12 protein-coding genes are annotated in these 20,159 nt (G+C 61.0%); 6 read left to right on the forward strand and 6 right to left on the reverse strand.

Features of this window, described 5'->3' with window-relative positions:
* Window positions 1-452: 452 nt before the first annotated feature.
* Window positions 453-3,659: an alpha-amylase family glycosyl hydrolase gene (locus tag G5137_RS01395; protein WP_227340721.1), complete on the reverse strand. Its 3,207-nt coding sequence runs from the start codon at window positions 3,657-3,659 to the stop codon at window positions 453-455.
* Window positions 3,660-3,989: 330 nt separating this feature from the next.
* Here G5137_RS01395 and xseA point away from each other — a divergent pair, with 330 nt between their 5' ends.
* On the forward strand, window positions 3,990-5,363 hold the full coding sequence (xseA, locus tag G5137_RS01400) for an exodeoxyribonuclease VII large subunit (RefSeq protein ID WP_421208516.1): 1,374 nt from the start codon (window positions 3,990-3,992) through the stop codon (window positions 5,361-5,363).
* Window positions 5,364-5,479: 116 nt separating this feature from the next.
* Here xseA and G5137_RS01405 read toward each other — a convergent pair whose 3' ends face one another.
* The gene (locus G5137_RS01405; protein ID WP_421254801.1) at window positions 5,480-6,199 is read right to left on the reverse strand and encodes a GntR family transcriptional regulator; all 720 of its coding nucleotides are present in this window, start codon (window positions 6,197-6,199) and stop codon (window positions 5,480-5,482) included.
* Between the two features lie 247 nt (window positions 6,200-6,446).
* Between G5137_RS01405 and mngA the strand changes: the two genes are divergently transcribed.
* Both mngA and mngB read left to right on the forward strand, forming a co-directional pair.
* Window positions 6,447-8,393, forward strand: coding sequence for a PTS 2-O-a-mannosyl-D-glycerate transporter subunit IIABC (gene mngA, locus G5137_RS01410; RefSeq protein WP_421254802.1), 1,947 nt, complete (start codon window positions 6,447-6,449; stop codon window positions 8,391-8,393).
* An 86-nt stretch (window positions 8,394-8,479) separates the two neighbouring features.
* On the forward strand, window positions 8,480-11,134 hold the full coding sequence (mngB, locus tag G5137_RS01415) for a mannosylglycerate hydrolase (RefSeq protein ID WP_421254803.1): 2,655 nt from the start codon (window positions 8,480-8,482) through the stop codon (window positions 11,132-11,134).
* A 169-nt stretch (window positions 11,135-11,303) separates the two neighbouring features.
* On the opposite strand, the gene G5137_RS01420 is transcribed toward mngB, so the two are convergent.
* Window positions 11,304-12,293, reverse strand: a complete 990-nt coding sequence (locus tag G5137_RS01420; RefSeq protein WP_040066371.1) for a D-alanine--D-alanine ligase — start codon at window positions 12,291-12,293, stop codon at window positions 11,304-11,306.
* Between the two features lie 204 nt (window positions 12,294-12,497).
* Entirely contained in the window at window positions 12,498-13,106 is a 609-nt protein-coding gene (locus G5137_RS01425) for a 2OG-Fe(II) oxygenase (RefSeq protein ID WP_040066372.1), read from the reverse strand.
* 338 nt (window positions 13,107-13,444) lie between these two features.
* On the opposite strand from G5137_RS01425, the gene G5137_RS01430 reads away from it, so the two are divergent.
* The gene (locus G5137_RS01430; RefSeq protein ID WP_040066373.1) at window positions 13,445-13,921 is read left to right on the forward strand and encodes a glutathione peroxidase; all 477 of its coding nucleotides are present in this window, start codon (window positions 13,445-13,447) and stop codon (window positions 13,919-13,921) included.
* A 161-nt stretch (window positions 13,922-14,082) separates the two neighbouring features.
* Complete coding sequence (locus G5137_RS01435) at window positions 14,083-15,483, forward strand: DEAD/DEAH box helicase (RefSeq protein ID WP_266133891.1); 1,401 nt, start codon at window positions 14,083-14,085, stop codon at window positions 15,481-15,483.
* Window positions 15,484-15,581: 98 nt separating this feature from the next.
* Here G5137_RS01435 and hutW read toward each other — a convergent pair whose 3' ends face one another.
* The gene (hutW, locus tag G5137_RS01440; protein WP_421221530.1) at window positions 15,582-16,943 is read right to left on the reverse strand and encodes a heme anaerobic degradation radical SAM methyltransferase ChuW/HutW; all 1,362 of its coding nucleotides are present in this window, start codon (window positions 16,941-16,943) and stop codon (window positions 15,582-15,584) included.
* A gap of 253 nt (window positions 16,944-17,196) precedes the next feature.
* Here hutW and G5137_RS01445 point away from each other — a divergent pair, with 253 nt between their 5' ends.
* Window positions 17,197-18,792, forward strand: coding sequence for a methyl-accepting chemotaxis protein (locus G5137_RS01445; RefSeq protein ID WP_421254062.1), 1,596 nt, complete (start codon window positions 17,197-17,199; stop codon window positions 18,790-18,792).
* A gap of 134 nt (window positions 18,793-18,926) precedes the next feature.
* Here the strand turns inward: G5137_RS01445 and G5137_RS01450 are convergent, their stop codons facing one another.
* Entirely contained in the window at window positions 18,927-19,943 is a 1,017-nt protein-coding gene (locus G5137_RS01450; RefSeq protein WP_421231470.1) for a S66 family peptidase, read from the reverse strand.
* Window positions 19,944-20,159 lie beyond the last annotated feature (216 nt).

Here is a 20,159-nt window from a genome sequence, read left to right on the forward strand (position 1 = left end):
AGCTGAAAAATCAAATTTAAATTCCGACATTCTGCCTATGACAGGAGCAACACACCCATTCATGGGACAAACATCAGGCTGCATCAGCATGTTTGACCAGCCACACTGAAGGCAGCTCACCATCTTCCCTTTTAAAGCCCGTTATTAAGTGGATCATGTTGATATGGTGCCACATGGCAGCATGAATCATGCTCGTCACAGGAGGGGCATAGGGTGGATACGGCATATTTCTCCAAGGTGGGTTCCTGCTGCCAATGTCGATGATGCGCACCACTTTGGGGCGAAAGCACCATAACAGAGCAAGCCACCCTCGGATGCCGCTTGCTCCCAAGCGATGTCGACGCTACTGCTTATTGCCTTCCCCGTCTGGTCCATCTCCCTCGATCCCTTGATATGCGGCATAAAAAAGTCGGCCCCAAGGCCGACTCGCTGCACACTGTGACAGGCTTTCCTTATTTGAGATATTTACCGTCAACGCCCACCTTGCCCGGGCCGTTCAGTACCCAGACCCGTGCCGAATAGGCGGGCACCGCAAAGCTCAGACTGCCGTTGCTGACGTTCTGACTCGCGCCGGTCACCGCATCCGTATAGGTGCCGTTCTTCAGGCCACTCAGGTTTATTTGCTGGGCCGAACTGGCCGCGAGGCCCACGGCAGCGTAGCTGCCTTGAGCGCTCAGGTCACGCACGAAGCTGATGCCGCTGCCCCACTCGTTCACCTGGCTCATGGGCGCCTTCTGCAGGGCGGGCACCGCCTTGCGGATCTGGTTCAGGCGCTTGATGTGCTGGTAGAGCGGGTGGCTCGGAGTGGCCGGGTTGTCCAGCACCTCCCCGTAGTAGGCACGACCAGTCTGATCCACCGTCATGGTGGCCCCGTCGATATCCTGAGGCTTGCCCGCCTGGAACATCACCTCCTCCCCGTAGTAGAGGGTCGGGATGCCCCGCGCCGTCCAGAGCAGGTTGTAGGTCATGGCCGCATTGCCCTCTTCCCCGCCGTAGCGGTACTTGAAGTCGTTGTCCGGCCCCACGTCATGGTTCTGGAAGAAGGTGATGAGCTTGGTGGCATCCCCATAGACCCAGTCCATGGCAAAGATCCCGCCCACCCCGCCAAAGCTCCCCCGGGTGACGTTGTCACGGAAGGTGGAGAAGAGGGAGAAGTCCAGCACAGAGAGGCCGGAATCGCCCCCTGCCCGGGGATCCGCCGGGTTCGGCGTGGTGCGGGTATACCACCAGGGACGGATCACCGCCGAGGCATTGTCGTTGGCCAGCTCAGAGCCCCAGCCGGTGCCCTTGACCAGGTTCTCGCCAAAGACGAACAACCCCGGCTTGTGGGCCTGCCAGTCGTGGACATAGGTCAGCAGCTCGTCCCGCTCGATGTGCTTCAAGGTATCGATGCGAATGGCGTCAACCCCCATGTCGAGGTACTGGCGGATGGCGCCGTTGAGGTAGTCCTTGACGTTCTGGTTGCCGGTGGCGAGATCGATGCAATCCCCCGCCATGTGTTTGCGCTGCAGGGCGAGCGGGCTCTCCCAGTCACCGCCTGACATGAAACCGTCCAGGTGATACCAGGCGGGATCCAGGGTCTGGGCGTCGATGCCGAAGAAGCGGTTGGGGTTGTAGCCAGCACTCGGCACGGTGGCGCCTGTCTTGGGGTCCACCAGAGGCTGGGTGCCCGCCGGATCGGACTGGCAGCGGGCCTTGTACCAGTCGGGAGCCGCCGGGTTGTCGTCGTCACAGCGGTTGGCGCTAGCGTAGTCCCCGAGGTTGCCCTGATAGGGGCCGTTGTTGATGAGCCCCTGGCTCGACCCCGCCGGTACGTAGTATTTGACGGGCAGGCGATCGATCCAGGTCTTGCCGCGCAGGCCGTACTGGCTCGAGTGGTTGAGCACCACATCCTGGATCACCTTGAGCCCCTTGGCGTGGGTCGCCTGGATGAACTCCCGGTAACCCGCCCCCGGCGACTCCAGACGGGGATCGACCCGGTAGAAGTCGTAGGCGTGGTAGCCGTGGTAGTCTAGGCCGGAGCGATTCTCCACCGGTGGCGTCACCCAGATGGCGGTGAAGCCGAGATCCTTGATGTAGTCGAGCTTGGCGATCAAGCCCTTGAAGTCGCCGCGCCAATGGGGATCCCCCGCCTTGTAGCGATCCCGGTTATGGTAGTTGTTGCTGGCATCGCCATCATAGAAGCGGGCGGTCAGCAGGAAGTAGATGCTCTCGGCACGAAAATCGCCGCTCGCCACACCCTGCTCGCCGATACGGTACTCGAAGCGCTGCTCGCGCTGATTGCCGCTGGCGTCAATGGCAAGGGTGCGGATCACCAGATCGGTGCCGCTCCCCTTGTCGCTCGCCACCAGGGGCTGGCCTGCATAGCGGGCCGACGCCGTGGTGGGCTGGCTGCCGTCCGTGGTGAAATGCACGGCGGGGGCGCTGTCCTGATCGTCGCTCACCCCCAGGGTGATGGACTGGTTGTCCAGATAACTCCCCGGGGCCGGGGTGACCGTCACCGTGGGGGCCTGCAGATCGGCCCCGGCCAGCGTCTCCACCTCGATGGCCTTGCGCAGGCTGTCAAAGCAGATGCGATAGCGGGTGTTGGCGCTGACCAGGTAATCCTGGGCCGGATACGCCTCGGTCCAATCCCCCTTGTGGTCAATCTTGAAGCGGGGGTTGTTGCTGCCAAAGGCCTGCTCGGTGCAGAAGGTGGTACCATCCTCGCTGGTCATGGGGGTGAGCCCCCAGTTGTTGGTCGTGCCCCGGAAGTACCAGCTGTCGCTGCTCTGTCCTGCCCCGACCATCACGCTCACGCTGCTGCTGCCCTTGGCGCCCTGATCGTCGGTGACCGTGAGGCCATAGGTGAAGTTGCCGGTCTGGGTGGTGCTGACGACGATGCTCTCCGTGGTCTCGCCGCTGCTCCACAGATAGCTCGTGATCTGGCCGTCGGGATCCGTAGAGTCGCTGCCGCTCAAGGTCAGTGACGCCCCCTGGGTCACATTCACCGTGCCCCCCGGGGTGATGACCGCGAGCGGCGGCTGGTTGTCATCCCCAAGGGGGGTGATGCTGTAGACCAGGGTCTGGTCGTTGACCTGGATGCGCACCGTACCCACGGCGCTCCAGAAGATGTCGCCGCCACTTTTCTCAAGCACGCCGTCGCCGTTGCTGTCGCCAAAGTTGACGGCCCAGTCGCCAGCCTGATCAAACTTGAGGCGCTGGCTCGCCTTGCCATCCATGTAGGCTTCCACCTGCCACAGGTGATCCCCTACCAGAGTCATGGGGAGGCTGGCCCAGCCGTTGAAGGTGCCGCGTACGTTGAGCTGCGGCAAGGTGCTGGCAAACCCCGAGGCCTCGCAACTGGCCACCGCCGTCGCGCTCACCGCCTGAGTGCTGGCGTTGATACGGATCTGGTACGCCGTGTTGGCATTGACCCCGTAGTCGGCCGCCGGGTAGCTCTGCTGCCAGTTGCCGTACCTGTCTATCTTAAAGCGCGGGCCGCCGCTGGCATCCCCGCTCACGAAGCGCTGGCAGGTATCAAAATTGACGCCGTCCGTCGACGTCATTGCGGTCGCCGCCCATCCATTCGCGGTGCCTCGGAAGAACCACTCCGCCGCCGACGTCGGCGCCGTGATCAGGGTTCCCAACAATCCGGCCGCGAGTATCCATCTAGCCATTGATAGTCCTTTATTTTCATTGTTTTGTGTGTGATGCCGGTGTGCCCCGGCATTCCCCCATCCGCTACAGTCCCGCCTTCGGATGAGCCCGATCAGTCTAGAGTTCCCCATAACCAATTCATGGCGAATGCGCGCAAAATGTGACCACCATCGACTTCGCTATTGGCTGTATGTGATTGATAGCGCTTTCATTTCCATGCAACACCGATTTGCAGGGAGGAGTGACCAACCTGATCCATTGACTCGGCGGACGAGGTGAAGTGGGGTAAGATGGCGACATTGTTTCTCTCCTCCGCCTTCGCTGGCGAGGAACCGTGCGCAGGAACCGCCTTGAACTATCGCAACGAATCCGGCCAAAACAGGCAACAGCAGGTCTTTACCGTCACCCGCCTCAACAGCGCCGTGCGCATGATCCTGGAGCAAGATCTGGGGCTGGTGTGGCTGACCGGCGAGCTCTCCAACCTGGCGATGCCAAGCTCCGGCCACTGGTATTTCTCGCTTAAGGACATATCGGCGCAGGTGCGCTGCGCCATGTTCAAGGGCAACAACCGGCGGGTGGCCTTTCGCCCGCAGGATGGCATGCAGGTACTGGTGCAGGCGCGAGTTTCCCTCTATGAGCCGCGCGGCGACTACCAGCTGATCATCGAGTCGATGCAACCTGCAGGCGATGGCGTGCTGGCGCTGCGTTTTGAAGAGCTCAAGCGCCGCCTCGGCGCCGAGGGGCTGTTTGACGAGAGCCGCAAGCGGCCGCTGCCCCGCGAACCGCGCGCGGTAGGCCTCATTACCTCCGCCACCGGTGCGGCTTTGCACGATATGCTGACGGTGCTTAAACGGCGTGCGCCGGATCTACCGGTCTTTATCTACCCGACTCAGGTACAGGGGAGCGCCGCCATCAGCCAGATCGTCGCGGCGATCGCCAAAGCGAACCAGCGCGCCGAGGTGGATGTGCTGATCGTAGGGCGCGGCGGCGGGTCGCTCGAAGATCTCTGGTGCTTTAACGAAGAGGCTGTGGCGCGTGCCATTGCCCACTCCGCCATACCAGTGGTGAGCGCGGTGGGCCACGAGGTGGATGTCACCATCAGCGACTTTGCCGCCGACTTGCGCGCCCCTACCCCATCGGCCGCCGCCGAGCTGGTGGCGCCGGATCAGAGCGCCCGAGCCCAGCGTCTCGTTCACCTCAAGCAGCGACTGCTGCAGGCGATGAGCCGCCAGCAGACCGCCGCCCGCCACGATTTCATCCTGCTGCAAAAGCGGCTCGACCATCAGGATCCGAAGCGGCGGCTGGAGCAACAATCCCAGCGACTCGACGAGCTCTCCACCCGTTTGCAGCAACTGCTGCGCCAGCGGCTGCATCAGGGTGAGCGGCGCCTCACCAACCTTGAACTGCGCCTGCAGGGCAAGAGTCCGGAGCGCCTCTTGGCAGCTGGCAAACGCCGCCATCAGCTGGCCGAGGAGCGGCTTCATGCCCTGATTGCAAAACGGCAAGACCTTGCTAGTCACCGCCTCGCCATGCTCAGCGCCCGCCTCGACGGGGTGAGCCCGCTCGCCACCCTGGGGCGCGGCTACTCCATCACCCGCACCGCGCGTGGTGAGGTCATTAGCCGCGCCGATCAGGTCAACAATGGCGATCAGCTCATCACCACTCTGGCGCAAGGGAGCCTGCAGGTACGGGTCGAGAAAGTTATCAACGACTCAGCGCAGTAGAACGGCTGCATCAAACCACCAGCCAATCTGCCATTCAGCCCGGCAATCAGCCAAAAACAAAGGCCACCACCGCAAACACAGTGGTGGCCTTTTTCATCTCGGGTGCTGGCGCCCGCTCAGCCCTTGGCGCGGCGGGCGACCAGGGTGAACTTGTAATCATCGCTCTTGAAGAAGTTGCGACTGAACTCGAACACTGTGCCATCTTGCAGGAAGCCGCGGGAGACCTTCTCGATAATGGGCTTGGCGGGATCGATACCGAGCGCCTCCACCACCTGCGCCGAGGGGAGCACCGGAATGATCTCCTGCTCGCTGCGGTCAATCACCAGCTGCTTCACCTCTTCGATGTAGTGGTACTTGGAGCCCTGCATCACCGCATAGCTGAGGTCGGGGAAGAGGGCGAGCGGCATCCAGGTCTCCTCCAGCGTTACCGCGATCTGACGAATAAAGCGCACCCGCTTGACGTAGTAGACAAGCGCCCCTTCCAGCAGATTGAGCCGCTCGGCCAGCTCGCTGCTCGCCTTGATCACCTCGAAGGCGAGAATGTCGCTGTGGGTCTCGGCCGCCGGATCGGTCACCTTCTCATAGAGGCTGGTGAGCTGATAGATGTCGTAGTTCACCTTCTCCTGCCGCACATAGCTGCCGCTGCCCTGAATGCTCTCGATGACGTTGAGTTCGGTCAGCTGCTTGAGGGCCTGGCGCACCGTCACCCGGCTCACACCGAACTGCTCGCGCAACTCGGCTTCCGTGGGCAGGGCATCGCCGGGGGCCAGCTCCCCTTGCGCAATCCACTGCGTGATGGTGTCGGCTATCTGGCGATACATAGGTTTTTTCGACACGAAAGGCCACCTCGTCGGCTCTGCGCCATGATAAATGGAAGAGGCGCCATTCTACCCCAGTTGCCCGGCAGACAAAACGGCTCGGCCTCATTTGACCTAACAAATCACCTCGAACAAACAATACAAAAACAATACAAATAACGAATTGTATGATACCACTCACAAAAATCAGTCGACCGGTTTGTTAGCATCGCTGTCACTTTCACCATGACGGCTTGCTGGCAAGCCAACCTGACAGAGGATCATCATGAATCTGACCAGTCTTACCGGCCCCCATCTCATCACGTTGCAAACCCGGTTTGCCGATCGGGATGCGGCCATTCATGCCCTGGCTGATCGGCTCGATCAGGCCGGCAAGCTGCACGACAAGGCCGCCTTTCTGGCGGCGGTCATGGCCCGCGAGGCGCAGGGCCCCACCGCCCTTGGCGAAGGGCTGGCGGTGCCACACGGCAAGTGTGATGCGGTGCGTGAAGCAGCCTTTGCCGTCGCTACCCTGAGCGAGGAGCTGGGCTGGGAGGGGATCGACGGCCCCGAGCCGGTCAACCTGATCTTCATGCTGGCGATCCCGACCGATCAGGCGGGCTCCACCCACATGCAACTGCTCACCACCCTCACCACTGCCCTGGTGGATGACGATACCCGCGAGGCGGTGCTGGCGGCTCAAAGTGCCGAGCAACTGATGGTACTGCTTGATGGTGAGGGGGATAGTGGCAAGCAACCAGAAAAAGAAGATAAATCAAATACAAATCAACCTACAGTGGTCTGTGTCACCGCCTGCCCGGCGGGGATCGCCCACACCTATATGGCTGCCGAGTATCTGGAAAAGGCGGGGCGCAAGCTGGGCATTCGGGTACTGGTCGAAAAGCAGGGTGCCAACGGCATCGAGGATCGCCTGCCGCAAGAATCACTCGATGCTGCGGTGGCCTGCATCTTCGCCGCCGAGGTGGCCATCAAGGAGCAGGAGCGTTTTGCCGGTATCCCCCGGATCGAGACGCCGGTGGCCGAGCCCATCCGCCATGCCGAGCGGATCCTCAATGATGCGCTGGAAGCGGCCAAGGCCGGTCGCACCGCCCCGACGCCAAACCCCAGCCAGAGCGACGCGCCGACCGGCAAGAAGGTGAGCCTCAAGACCGAGCTCAAGCAGGCGCTGCTGAGCGGCATCTCCTTTGCCGTGCCACTGATCGTGGCAGGCGGTACCGTGCTCGCCGTCTCTGTGCTGCTGGCCCAGATCTTCGGCCTGCAGCATCTGTTTGATACCGAGAACTCCTGGCTCTGGATGTACCGCAAGCTGGGCGGTGGCATGCTGGGCACCCTGATGGTGCCAGTGCTGGCGGCCTATACCGCCTACTCGCTGGCAGACAAACCGGCGCTGGGCCCGGGCTTTGCTGCGGGACTGGCCGCCAACATGATTGGCTCCGGCTTCCTCGGCGGCGTGGTCGGTGGTCTTATCGCCGGTTACCTGATGCGCTGGGTCAAGCAGCATGTGCGCCTTAGCCCCAACTTCAACGGCTTTCTCACCTTTTACCTCTATCCGGTGATCGGCACTCTGGTGGCGGGCAGCCTGATGCTGTTTGTCATCGGCCAGCCGGTAGCCTGGCTCAACAACAGCCTCACCGAATGGCTCAACGGCCTCTCCGGCACCAATGCGCTGGTACTGGGCGCCCTGCTCGGCTTTATGTGCTCGTTTGACCTGGGTGGCCCGGTCAACAAGGCGGCCTACGCCTTCTGCCTCGGCGCCATGGCCAACGGGGTCTACGGCCCCTACGCCATCTTCGGCGCGGTCAAGATGGTCTCGGCCTTTACCGTCACCTTCTCCACCCTGCTGGCGCCGCGCCTGTTCCAGACCTTCGAGATCGAGACCGGCAAATCGACCTGGCTATTGGGGCTGGCGGGGATCACAGAGGGCGCCATTCCGATGGCGATCGAAGATCCAATCCGGGTGATCGGCTCCTTCCTCGCAGGCTCGGTGGTCACCGGCGCCATGGTGGGTGCCATGGGGATTGGTCTCTCCACCCCGGGGGCCGGCATCTTCTCCCTGTTCATGCTCCACGATGGTGGCCATGGCGCCCTGACGGCTGCCGCCGTCTGGCTCGGTGCGGCGCTGGTGGGCACCCTTATCTCCACTGTGGTGCTGATCGGCTGGCGCAGTCACGCCATGCAGCGCGGCACCTATCAGGTGGTCGCCGCAGAGTAAGGCTCATCTTCACCACCACTTTTTCAACAGACTATTTTTCCGCACGGCAGGCAAGGGCCGCCGTGCGTCAGCAAAGGATCATTGTCATGACAGTTTCACGAGTTCACATCACGCCACACATGCACTGGGATCGGGAGTGGTACTTCACCACCGAGGAGTCCCGCATCCTGCTGATCAACAACATGGCGGAGATCCTGGCGCGTCTTGAATCCGACCCCGACTACAAGTTCTATGTGCTGGACGGCCAGACCGCGGTGCTGGAGGATTACTTCGCCATCCAGCCCGAGAACAAGGCCCGGGTGAAGGCGCTGGTGGAAGCGGGCAAGCTCATCATCGGCCCCTGGTACACCCAGACCGACACCATGCAGGTGAGCGGCGAGTCCATCCTGCGCAACCTGCTCTACGGGATGCGCGACTGCCTCAGCCTTGGCGAGCCGATGAAGATCGGTTACCTGCCCGACTCGTTCGGCATGTCCTCCCAGCTACCCCACATCTTCAACGGCTTCGGGATCGATCGGGCCATGTTCTGGCGCGGTTGCTCCGAGCGCCACGGTACCGACAAGACCGAGTTCCTCTGGCAGAGCAACGATGGCAGCGAGGTGACCGCCCAGGTACTGCCGCTCGGCTACGCCATCGGCAAATACCTGCCGGAAGATGAGGCGGGGCTGCGCAAGCGGCTCGAATCCTACTTCGAGGTGCTGGAGAAGGCCTCGGTCACTCAGGATATCCTGCTGCCCAACGGCCACGATCAGATGCCGCTGCAACAGAACATCTTCGCCATCATCGACAAGCTGCGCGAGATCTACCCCCAGCGTGAATTCCACATGAGCCGCTTCGAGCAGGTCTTCGAGCGCATCGAGGCGTGCCGCGACCAGCTGGCCACCCTCAAGGGGGAGTTCAACGACGGCAAATACATGCGGGTACACCGCACCATCTCCTCCACCCGGATGGACATCAAGCTGGCCCACGCCGCCATCGAGAACAAGATCGTCAACATCCTCGAGCCGCTGGCGAGCATCGCCTGGGCGCTCGGCTTTGAGTACCACCACGGGCTTTTGGAGAAGATGTGGAAGGAGATTATGAAGAACCACGCCCACGACAGCATCGGCTGCTGCTGCAGCGACAAGGTGCATCAGGAGGTGATGACCCGCTTCATTCTGGCCGACGACATGGCCGAGAACCTGATCCGCTTCTACATGCGCAAGATTGTCGACAACATGCCGGTGGCGCTGTGCGAAGACGGAGTACAGGTGGCTGACAAGCTCTGCCTGTTCAACCTGATGCCCTTCCCCCGTCAGGAGGTGATCAATACCAGCATCCGCATTCGCGCCCAATCCTTTGCCCTGCGCGATGAGGCGGGCCAACCGGTCCCCTACTTCATCCGCGCCAAACGCGAGATTGACCCGGGTCTGGTGGACAGACAGATCGTTCACTACGGCAACTACGACCCCTTTATGGAGTACGACATCCAGCTCTGCCATCCCCTGCCGGCCATGGGTTACTGCACTCTCCATATCGAGGGCAATCAGCCGGGACTGGAGCAGCCGGTGACGGCCAACGGCGAGCTGCTGGAGAACGATTTTTACCGCATCGCCCTCAACGACAACGGCACCTTGCAGATCCTGGACAAGCTGCGCGGCACCACCTTTGATCAGGTGCTCACGCTGGAAGAGGGCTCCGATGATGGTGACGAGTATGACTACTCACCATCGCGGGACGAGTGGCTGCGCTACTCCACCGAGTTTGCGGTGACTCGCGAGGTCACCCATCAGGCGTGGCAGAGCATCGCTACGCTCAAACTGCGTATGGCCTTGCCTGCCAACCTCGCCGAGCGTGCCAACCGCCAGTGCAGCGGCCACCTCGATGTCATCTGCCGCATTACGCTGGCGCACCAGAGCCCGCGTATCGATATCGAGCTGGAGCTCGACAATCAGGCCGATGATCATCGGGTGCGAGTGCTGATCCCCACCCCCTTCCCGAGCGACACCGTGGTCTCTGACAACCAGTTTGGCTGCATCACCCGCCCCACCCGCGACAGCGCCATGGCGAACTGGGAAACGGAAGGGTGGAAAGAGGCGCCCATTCCGGTCTGGCAGCTGATGAACTTCGTCGCCCTGCAAGATGGCAAGCAGGGACTGGCGGTGCTGAGCGACGGTCTGCGCGAGTTTGAAGTGATCGGTGAGCAGTGCGACACCCTGGCACTCACCCTGCTGCGCGGGGTCGGCGTACTCGGTAAAGAGGAGCTGCTGCTGCGCCCGGGTCGCCCCTCCGGCATCAAGCTGCCCACCCCGGACTCCCAGGTGCGTGGCAAACTCAGCTGCCGTTTCAGCCTGCTGGCGTTTGCCGGCGATCACATCAGCGCCAACGTGATGCAGGCGGCGCGCCGCTACCTCACCCCGGTTCGCTGCTACAACAAGATCCCGTTCGATGCCATGAAGCTCAACAAGGCGAGCTTCACCACCCCGCTCCACTTCAGTCTGCTCTCCATGGATCCCTCCGGTCCGGTGCTGAGTGCCCTGAAGAAAGCCGAGGATGAAGAGGCGCTGGTGATCCGGGTCTACAACCCGAGCGAACAGGCGGTGCAGGAGGGTGGCAAAGTGACCAGCCAGCACACCTTGAGCGACTGGCAAGCGGTGCGGATGGACGAGCAGCCCCTGCCCCTTGAGCTGGCTGCTGGCGAGTTTGGCGAGCTGGCGCCCTGCCACTCCCGCAGCGTGCGCTTTCGGGTGGCTCGCGACTAACCGCCGGTAACACCCACAGCTAGCAACAGGCGGGGAAGAGTCATCCCCTCCCCGCCTGCTTATCCCTTCAAGCTGGCCTGCCACGCTTGATAACGGCATAAAAAAATCCCCGCCAATTGGCGGGGATTTTTATTGGGCCCTGCTTCATCCCGCGAGCGGGAGCGCGCACTTAGCTGGCCTTGCGCAGGATCTGCTCAAGGTAGTCGGCGAAGCGGTGACCGTGATGCTCCAGCAGTTTCGGGAACATGGAGATGGAGGTCATGCCCGGGAAGGTGTTGATTTCATTCAGCAGGATCTCCCCCTCCTCGGTCAGGAAGAAGTCGATGCGCGAGAGATGGGTCAGTTTCAGCTGACGGAACGCCTTGAGGGCATACTCGTGGATCGCATCGGCCTGCGCCTCGGTCAGCCCCTCGGCACGCAGTGCCGTCTCGGTATGGCTGGCGCTGCTGTACTTCTCTTCATAGGTGTAGAACTTGTCCTGCGGCACGCAGATCTCGCCCGGATAAGTCGCCACCAGCTCGTCACCGTACTGGTAAACCGCTACTTCCAGCTCGCGCGGCTTGACCGCTTTCTCGATCAGTACCTGTTCGGAGTAACCGAAGGCATCGGCAATACCTTTTACCAGATCCGCTTCGTTGCTAGCGGAGTAGCAGCCAACGGAAGAGCCCTGGGAAGCGGCCTTGATAAAGACCTTGCCCCACTTGGCCAGCGCGGCTTTGGCCTCGGCGAGCGCCGCCTCATTTTGCTCGGTCAGGAACAGGTACGGGGTGTTGGGAATACCGATAGCGGAGAGCCACAGCTTGGTGCTGATCTTGTTGAAGCAGATCTTGCTCGCCTCGGCATCGCAACCGAGATAAGGCAATCCGGCCAGCTCGAGGAAGGATTGCAGATCGCCGGTCTCACCCGGGTAGCCGTGGATGCAGGGCACCACGTAATCCACCGGACGGGCCACGCTGTCAAACGAAAGCAGCTTGTCGAGCCCCAGCTTGCACTCGCGGCCATCGGCACTGAGCCAGCGATCGGCGAACATCTCGACGCGGGTCACTTCGACACCGGGCAGAAGGCCCAGTTGTTGCTCGAGGAAATTGGCGCTGCGCAGAGAAACCTCGTGCTCTGAGCCACCGCCGCCGCACAGCAGCAAGACATGCATGTTCTTCATTAGATGTGATCCCTTGGGAAAAGCGGCCTCGTCATGACCATTTGATAAGCCAACCACCATAAAAACCGGACGAAGCCAGATACGAACATAAGTGCGCGCCAGTGTAGCAAGGGAGATCAACCCTTGTCAGCTGATGGGAGACCCATGACCCCACTTCTTGCAGTGAAAAGTCTCCCCTGTGTCAAAATCGGGACACATTGCCCCTCAGCGCGGGGGATCGACCCTTCCCATGCCGTTGCCATTGACCCGAAACCAGCCGGCAATACTGTAGCGCTCGCGATTGGCAGGCAGTACCTCGTGGGGAAACTCCTCGGAGAGAAACATGACCAGCCGCCCCCCCTTGGGGCTGACATCCATCAGAAACTGCTCCTTGTCGTCATACATGCGCAGCACTCCACCCGCTTCGGGCAGCCAGTCGTTGTTGAGGTAAAACACGGTGGTAAGACGGCGGTTGGAGCGACCGGCAAAGGCATCCCGATGGGTGGCGTAAAAATCCCCGCTGCGATAGCGGGCGAAGTGGGCCTCGTAGTCGAACAATCCCAGCATCAGCATCCGGTTGGCGGCAAGACGCAGGGACTCCATCCGGGCGAGGTAGTCAGCCACCGGCGCACCGAGGGAGGGCTCCAGCCAGTGGATCTGGTCACGGCGAATGTCGGGATTGCCCTGGTGCAGGGCGTCACGGCCGATCCCGGCCGGTTGCCATTCGCTTGGCAAACAGGCTTTGAGGGCATCCACCTCGGTGGCGGTCAAAAAATCATCCACTATCACCCATCCCCGGGTGTAAATGGCATCCATGGCAGCTTGATAGTCCAAGATTGGCTCACAATGAGTAGAAAGAGGGCGCTTTGTAGCGACTTACCGGCAAAGTCACAAACCGGTTTGCTTCTCTTGAGAAGTCCCAACATCAATACGCGAGTTGCTGCCCGCCGCCCCGCGTTTTTGTCGACAGTTGTGATCCCGCTCTGCCAAGGAGCGTATTGGCTGTCGAAACTGTGATGGCCCTTGCAATCAAGGGGACGGATCCTTGCTCTCACCTTGCCGTTAAAAGAGCCAACCGATACCGTAGCCACATCACCATCATGTCGTTAGGCCGGCGCTCATCGCCACAACCGACCTGACACCCCACGGATAACCACGAGAAGGATCTGCTTATGCCTCTGCCCGACCTTATTTTGCAACAACTGGATGGAAGCCCCTACCCGCTGACTCAACTGGCGGGCAAGGTGGTACTGGTGGTCAATGTGGCTAGCCGATGTGGCTTTACTCCTCAATACGAGGGGCTGGAAGCCCTCTATCGCGAGCTGGGGCCAGAGGGGTTGGTGATCCTGGGCTTCCCCTGCAACCAGTTTGGCAATCAGGAGCCGGGGGATGCGGACGAGATCGCTCGCTTCTGCTCTCTCGATTATCCGGTCAGCTTCCCCATCATGGCCAAGTGCGATGTCAACGGTGAACAGGCCCACCCCCTCTATCAATGGCTCAAGAAAGAGAAACCGGGGCTGCTGGGGCTCGAAAACGTCAAGTGGAACTTCACCAAGTTCCTGATCGACCGTGATGGCAAGGTGGTTGACCGCTTTGCTCCCACCACCAAGCCGGAGAGTCTGGTCACCCCCATCCGCGACCTGCTCTGATTGCTTTTCGCGATACAAAAGAGCGGCCGGTACAACAGCTACTGCGCAGCGGCCGCTCTTTTGCTATATTACGGCCCCACTATCTTTTCCATATCGTGGCTGGCTCCAACGCGCTGGCCACCCGTTGAGCCAAAGGCTCATCTCAGGAGTTTCTCTCGAACATGTCATTCAACGAACTGGGTCTGTCCCCGCACATCCTGCGGGCCGTCAAGGAGCTGGGTTACGAACAGCCAACCCCCATCCAGCAGCAAGCCATTCCGGCTATTCTGGCTGGTCAGGATGTGCTCGGCGGTGCACAGACAGGCACAGGCAAAACGGCCGGTTTCACCCTGCCGATGTTGCAGCGTCTGCTGGCCAACCATGGCCGCGGCCGACGTCAGGTGCGCGCCCTGGTGCTCACCCCGACCCGCGAACTGGCGGCACAGGTGGGCGAGAGCATCATAAAGTATGCCCACCACCTGCCGTTCAAGACTCTGATCGCCTATGGCGGTGTCAGCATCAAGCCCAATCTGGACGCCATCAAGCTGGGGGTGGACATTTTGGTCGCCACCCCGGGCCGTCTGCTGGATCTGCTGACCCAGGGCGCCCTGACCCTGAGCCAACTGGAAGTGTTGGTACTGGATGAAGCGGATCGCATGCTCGACATGGGCTTTATCGTCGACATCCGCCGCATCATGAAGGCGCTGCCTGCAGAGCGGCAAACCCTGCTCTTCTCTGCCACCTTCTCAAACGACATCAAGGCGCTGGCCGATGACCTGCTGAACGACCCCACCCTGATCGAGGTGGACCCCAGCAATACTGCCGCGGAGCAGGTGACCCAACGCATCATTCAGGTGGATCGGGAACGCCGCCGCGAGCTGCTCTCCCACATGATTGGCCGTGGCAACTGGCAGCGGGTGCTGGTCTTTGTTCGCACCAAGCAGATCGCCGACCGCCTCGCCCAGCAGATGCAAAAAGATGGCCTCAATACCGTGGCGATCCACGGTGACAAGAGCCAGGGAGCACGCAACCGGGCGCTGGCCGATTTTCGCAGTGGCGACGTTCGGGTATTGGTGGCAACCGATATCGCCGCCCGCGGTCTGGATATCGATCAACTGCCCTACGTGATCAACTTCGAACTGCCCCAGATGGCGGAGGATTACATCCACCGTATCGGCCGTACCGGCCGCGCCGGTCGTGGCGGCGAGGCAATCTCGCTGGTCAGCCAGGACGAGCTGGGTCAGCTCAAGGCTATCGAAGCCTTGATCGGCCAATCCCTGACCGTGGAGATCCTGGAAGGGTATGAGCCAAGCGGCAAGCCGAGTCGCCAGACTCTGCCGGGCAGCAAGCCGGTGCAGAACCCGCCCCGGGCTCGCGGCCATGCCAACGCCAAGAGCAATGCCAAAGGCAAACCTGCCGCAGGCAAGGGCAAAGCCAAGGATGATGCCTCCAAGAAGCCCGCCCAGTCTCCTCAAAACAAGTCCCGCAAGCGGGAAGTGGTGGGCGAGGATATCGGCTTTGCGCCAATGCGCCGCTTGCCCAAAGCAATGCGCGACAGCTATCAGGAGAGCAGCGACGAGTAAGCTCGCGCGACGCTAACTGCCAAGCCAAAAGAGGGAGCCTGCAAGGCTCCCTCTTTCGTTGTGGATCACACGGAGCCGTGCAAATGCTCCACTCGGGCTCAGACCAGCGAATGGCGCACCGCGGCGGTACCATGGCTGGGCGGCGCTGAACCATCGAGCGGATTGAGCTGCAGGAACTCGAACAAGCCAGCCTGCATATTGACGTTCCAGAAGCGTCCGGCAAGGGTGAGTTGCAGTCGCTCATGGCTTATCTCGGCCAAGCCATGCTGCTGCCAGGCCGAGAAGAGCGGCATCAGATGAGCACGCAAGGAGACCGGCAGACGATCCAGCGCCAGCACGCCACTGTCGAGGGCACCGCGCAGCAGACCGTCCATCCTTGCATTGGGATTGCGCCCCATCACCATCCCGGGCGCCCGCTTGCCACTGGCCAGCGCGTCGTGCCAGGGGGCCAGATCCCGTCCATACATCAAGCCGTGGCCAAGAATGCTGCCCCCCGCACCGGCGCCAAAGGGGAGGATCTCCGCACCGCGCTTGGCCATCTGGTTATAACGACTCTGCTCGGCCGGACTGCGCCGCCAGTGACTGCAAGAGAGACGCTCCCAGCCGTGGGCTTCCAGTTGCGCCCCGCCATAGGCATACATGGCCGCCCGCTGCTGGCCATCGGCGAGCCAATCCAGGGTGCCCTTCTCCTGCGCCCGCTCCAGATTGGTGCCCTGCATGGCGATGAGCTGATAGAGATCGACCCCGTGTACACCGCTCGCCATCACATCGCGGATATCCTGCTGCCACACGGCATCATCCTGACCGGGCAGACCAAAGATGAGATCCGCCACGATCACAGCCGCATCATCCCGGGTCAGCTCACCCAGACGGGTCAGCAGCGTCTCCCTGTCATCGAAACGGGCCGCCTGCTGACGCACCCGGGTATCAAAGCTCTGCACCCCGAATGAGAAGCGGTTGAAGCCCCCGGCCAGCGCCACCTGCCATTTCTCATCATCAAAGCCGTTGAGCCGCCCCTCCAGCGTCACCTCGGCATCGGCCGACAACGGAAAACGGCGGATCACGGCGGCCAGCATGGCCAGCTCGTCGGCGCTCATGTCGGTCGGCGTACCGCCCCCCACATAGACGGCTGAAAATGGCAGGCTCTGCGCCAGCGGGGTGTCAGCCGCCTGCGCAAGGGAGGCGCACAGAGCGTTGACATAGCGGTTGATCCGCGCCGGGTTGGCGCCATTTTCAAAGAAATTGCAGAAGCTGCAGCGCTTGCGGCAAAACGGAATATGGATGTAGAGGGCGCGCTCCTCAGCTTCACTCTCTCGCTGCCACCAGCTCTGCCAGCCAGCCTCATCCAGCGGGAAGGGGCGCATCCCTCCCCGACTGGCGTGGGCCGAGGTCTTGGCGCTAAAGGCAAACTTGAGGGGATCCGGCGAGGAGATACCGGTCATGGAAGGGGTCAGATTCATGGTGGTCACTATTTAGTAAATAATGACAATGATAACGATTATCGTTACTGGCATTTTGTTCTGGATCAACCCGCAGAGCCGTGCAGCTCGTCGAAGTCATTTTGGCAACCAGCATTACCGATCTGCTTAACAGATTATTTACTAAAGAGCGGTTATGGTGTGCCGATAGAGAACCATCATTCTTGCTCTCCTCGCCTACGCTCAGATGAAGCTGGAACAGATAAAACACAACAACGCATGGAACGCCCCGACTATGCATAACCTCTCCCTGAACTGGAAAATCTTTCTCCCTCTTGCGCTGGTCATCAGCACCACCTTTGGCCTCAGCTTCGAGCTCTCTGCCTGGCTGCAACGGGATCTCGCCATCCGGCTGGCAGAGGAGAAGGTTGAGAGCATGGCCAACACCTATATGGATCAGGTCAACGTGCTGATGATGACAGGTGGCATGGCCAACCGGCAGATAGTGCAGACCAAACTCAAGAGTGAAGCGGGCATTGTCGAGGCTCGTCTGGTTCGAGCCCCGGCCGTCAGCAACCTGTTTGGCCCGGGTTTCCCGGACCAGAAAGCCCAGGACAGCTTCGACGAACGCGCCATCAATCAGGGGGAAACCATCCTGCAGCAACAGGGTAACCAGCTCACCCTGATCAAGCCGTTCAAAGCCTACAAGGAGTATCGCGGTACCCAGTGCACCACCTGCCATCAAGTGCCTGAAGGCACTGTCATGGGAGCGGTGCGGATCAGTTACGATCTCAGCCATACCTTCGGCGAGATCCGCCACAACAACCTGATCCTGAGCGGCAGTCTGGCCCTTGTCTTCAGCCTCGGTTTCGGCCTGCTGTGGTGGGTATTGCAACGCTATGTAAAACACCCGCTGCGGCAACTGCAACGTACCATGCTCCAGATGGCCAAAGAGCGTAACCTCGCTATCCCCCTGCTCAACCAGAGTCAGGATGAGCTGGGCCAGATGACCCGTGCCGTCAATGAGATGGTGCAGGGCTTCAGGCACAGCCTGCAGGAAGTAGAAGGGGCGACCCATCAGCTCTATCAGGAGTCGAGCCAGATCCGTCAGGTGGCGACCCAGACAGAAAACTCGGCCCGTCAGCAAGAGTCGATGACCACTCAGGTTGCCGCCGCTGTAAGCGAGCTTGCGGCAAGCTCCCACGAAGTGCGCGAACATGCCCGCAAGAGCGCCGAGCTCTCCGCCCTCACCAATCAGGATGCCGCCAATACCAGCCGCCTCGCCCAGCACTCCATCATAGATATGGGCGAGATGTCGGCAGAAATTGATCGGGTGGATCAGGTGATCCAGCAACTCGATAGCCGCTGCCTCGCCGTTGACGGTGTGCTTGAGGTGATCAAGGGGATTGCCGATCAGACCAACCTGCTGGCCCTCAACGCCGCCATTGAAGCGGCCAGGGCCGGCGAGCAAGGCCGTGGCTTTGCGGTGGTAGCCGATGAAGTGCGGGCCCTCTCCAACCGTAGCCGTGCCGCCAGCGAGGAGATCTCCCAGATGATCGCCGCCCTGCAAAACGAGGCCCAAAGCGCCGTTGTGGTGATCGGGGATGCAAAAAGCAAAGCCGGTGAGAGCATCAGCAAGACAGAGGCGACCCTGGCGGCCATGCAAAACATCATTGGACGCATCGCCAGCATCAATGACCTCAACGCCCAGATGGCACAATCAGCAGAAGAGCAGGACAGGGTCTGCAGCGAAGTGGATCACGCGGTCAGCGACATTCGCAATACGTCCAATGACACTCTGGGTCAGGCCCATGCCGCCAACCTCGCCAGTATCCAGCTGGTCGAGCAGTGTCAAAAACTGGAGGCCTTGCTGAAAACCTACCGCTGGTAATCCAGCCAATGGCAACAAGCGCGCTCCCGAGTCGCGCTTGTTGCCGCAAACTACCCTTGATGGGCGGTGTCGAGCATTCATCAATCCTCTTCAGCACATAGCATGTGTGCTTCATCTCCCTTGGCAACATAGCCTCAACAGTCATCCCACCAGGGATCCAGCAAGGTGAGCTGCTGGCGGTCGAGATCGAGCGCTACCTCGATGCCCAGCGGCAGCGTCAGCATGGGGTGGGTATGGGCGCAGTCAAACTCCGCCAGAATGGAGAAGCTCGGCTCCCCCACCACCTCCAGCAGGATATCGAGGGGGCGCTTGCCGCTACCCTGATCGTTGAACAACTCGTGCTTGCCGAGGATAAGCGCGCCGATCCGATCAAACACCCCGCATAGCTTGAGGTGGGCAAAGGAGCGCTCCAGCGTCTCGGCAGATTTCAGGCTGTCCTCGAGCAGCAAAATGTCGCCGCACTCGATGGCTGGCATATAGGGAGAGCCCCAGATCCCCGCCATGGTGTTGAGGTTGCCGCCCATCAGCCGTCCCTCAACCCGGCCTGAGCCCACCGAGATCAGCCGATTGGGCTGGCACTGCTTGGCCCGGGTTTGGTTCTCCCAATCCAGCCGTTCATCGCTCCACTGCGCTGGCGTAGGCAGCGTGCAGGGGACGCCAGCTTCATCGGCCAATGCAATCTGCAAAAAACTGGCCAGCGTCTCATCCACCAGCGGCGGCAACTCGCCAAAGGAGGCCACCAGCGCCGGGCCATAAAAGGTAACCAGGCCAGTTTGAGCATGGATGCCGAGCAGCAGCGCCGTCACATCGGAGTAGCCGACGATGATCTTGGGGTCGCGCTTGAGCGCATCAAAATCGAGGTAAGGGAGCAGGGAGTTGGAGTTGCTGCCACCAATCACCGACATGATGCAGCGTACTTCTGGGTCGCGAATAAGGGCGTTGAGCTCCTCGGCCCGCGCGGCAATGGAGCCGGAGCGCCAGTGATCCTGCTGGCCGGTGAGGCTGCCCGCCTTGAGCCTAAAGCCCTGCCCCTCAAGAAAGGCTTTTGCGCGGGCAAAACGGTTGGGTGCCCAGGCGGTCGCCGCGCTGGAGGGGGAGTAAAAAGCGATGGTATCGCCACGTTGGAGCAGCGGGGGAACCAATAACGTCATGACACACTCATCCTTGCCAATATCCAGCCATCACAGAGTCGTTGAGACTCCTACACAATCCCTTTGATCACAACGGGTTTATCACCATCGTTTAGAAATACAAAACACTTGATTCATTATTAACAGATATTCTAAACACCATCCCCTTCCTAGAATGACCTCATTGCGATGGCCAACCCCGGTTGGTTGTCAGAATGGTCGGCCTGACAGCCCGGA

This window comes from Aeromonas sp. 600282 (genome assembly GCF_049175755.1).
In the GTDB taxonomy this organism is placed as follows: Bacteria; Pseudomonadota; Gammaproteobacteria; order Enterobacterales; family Aeromonadaceae; genus Aeromonas; species Aeromonas veronii_A.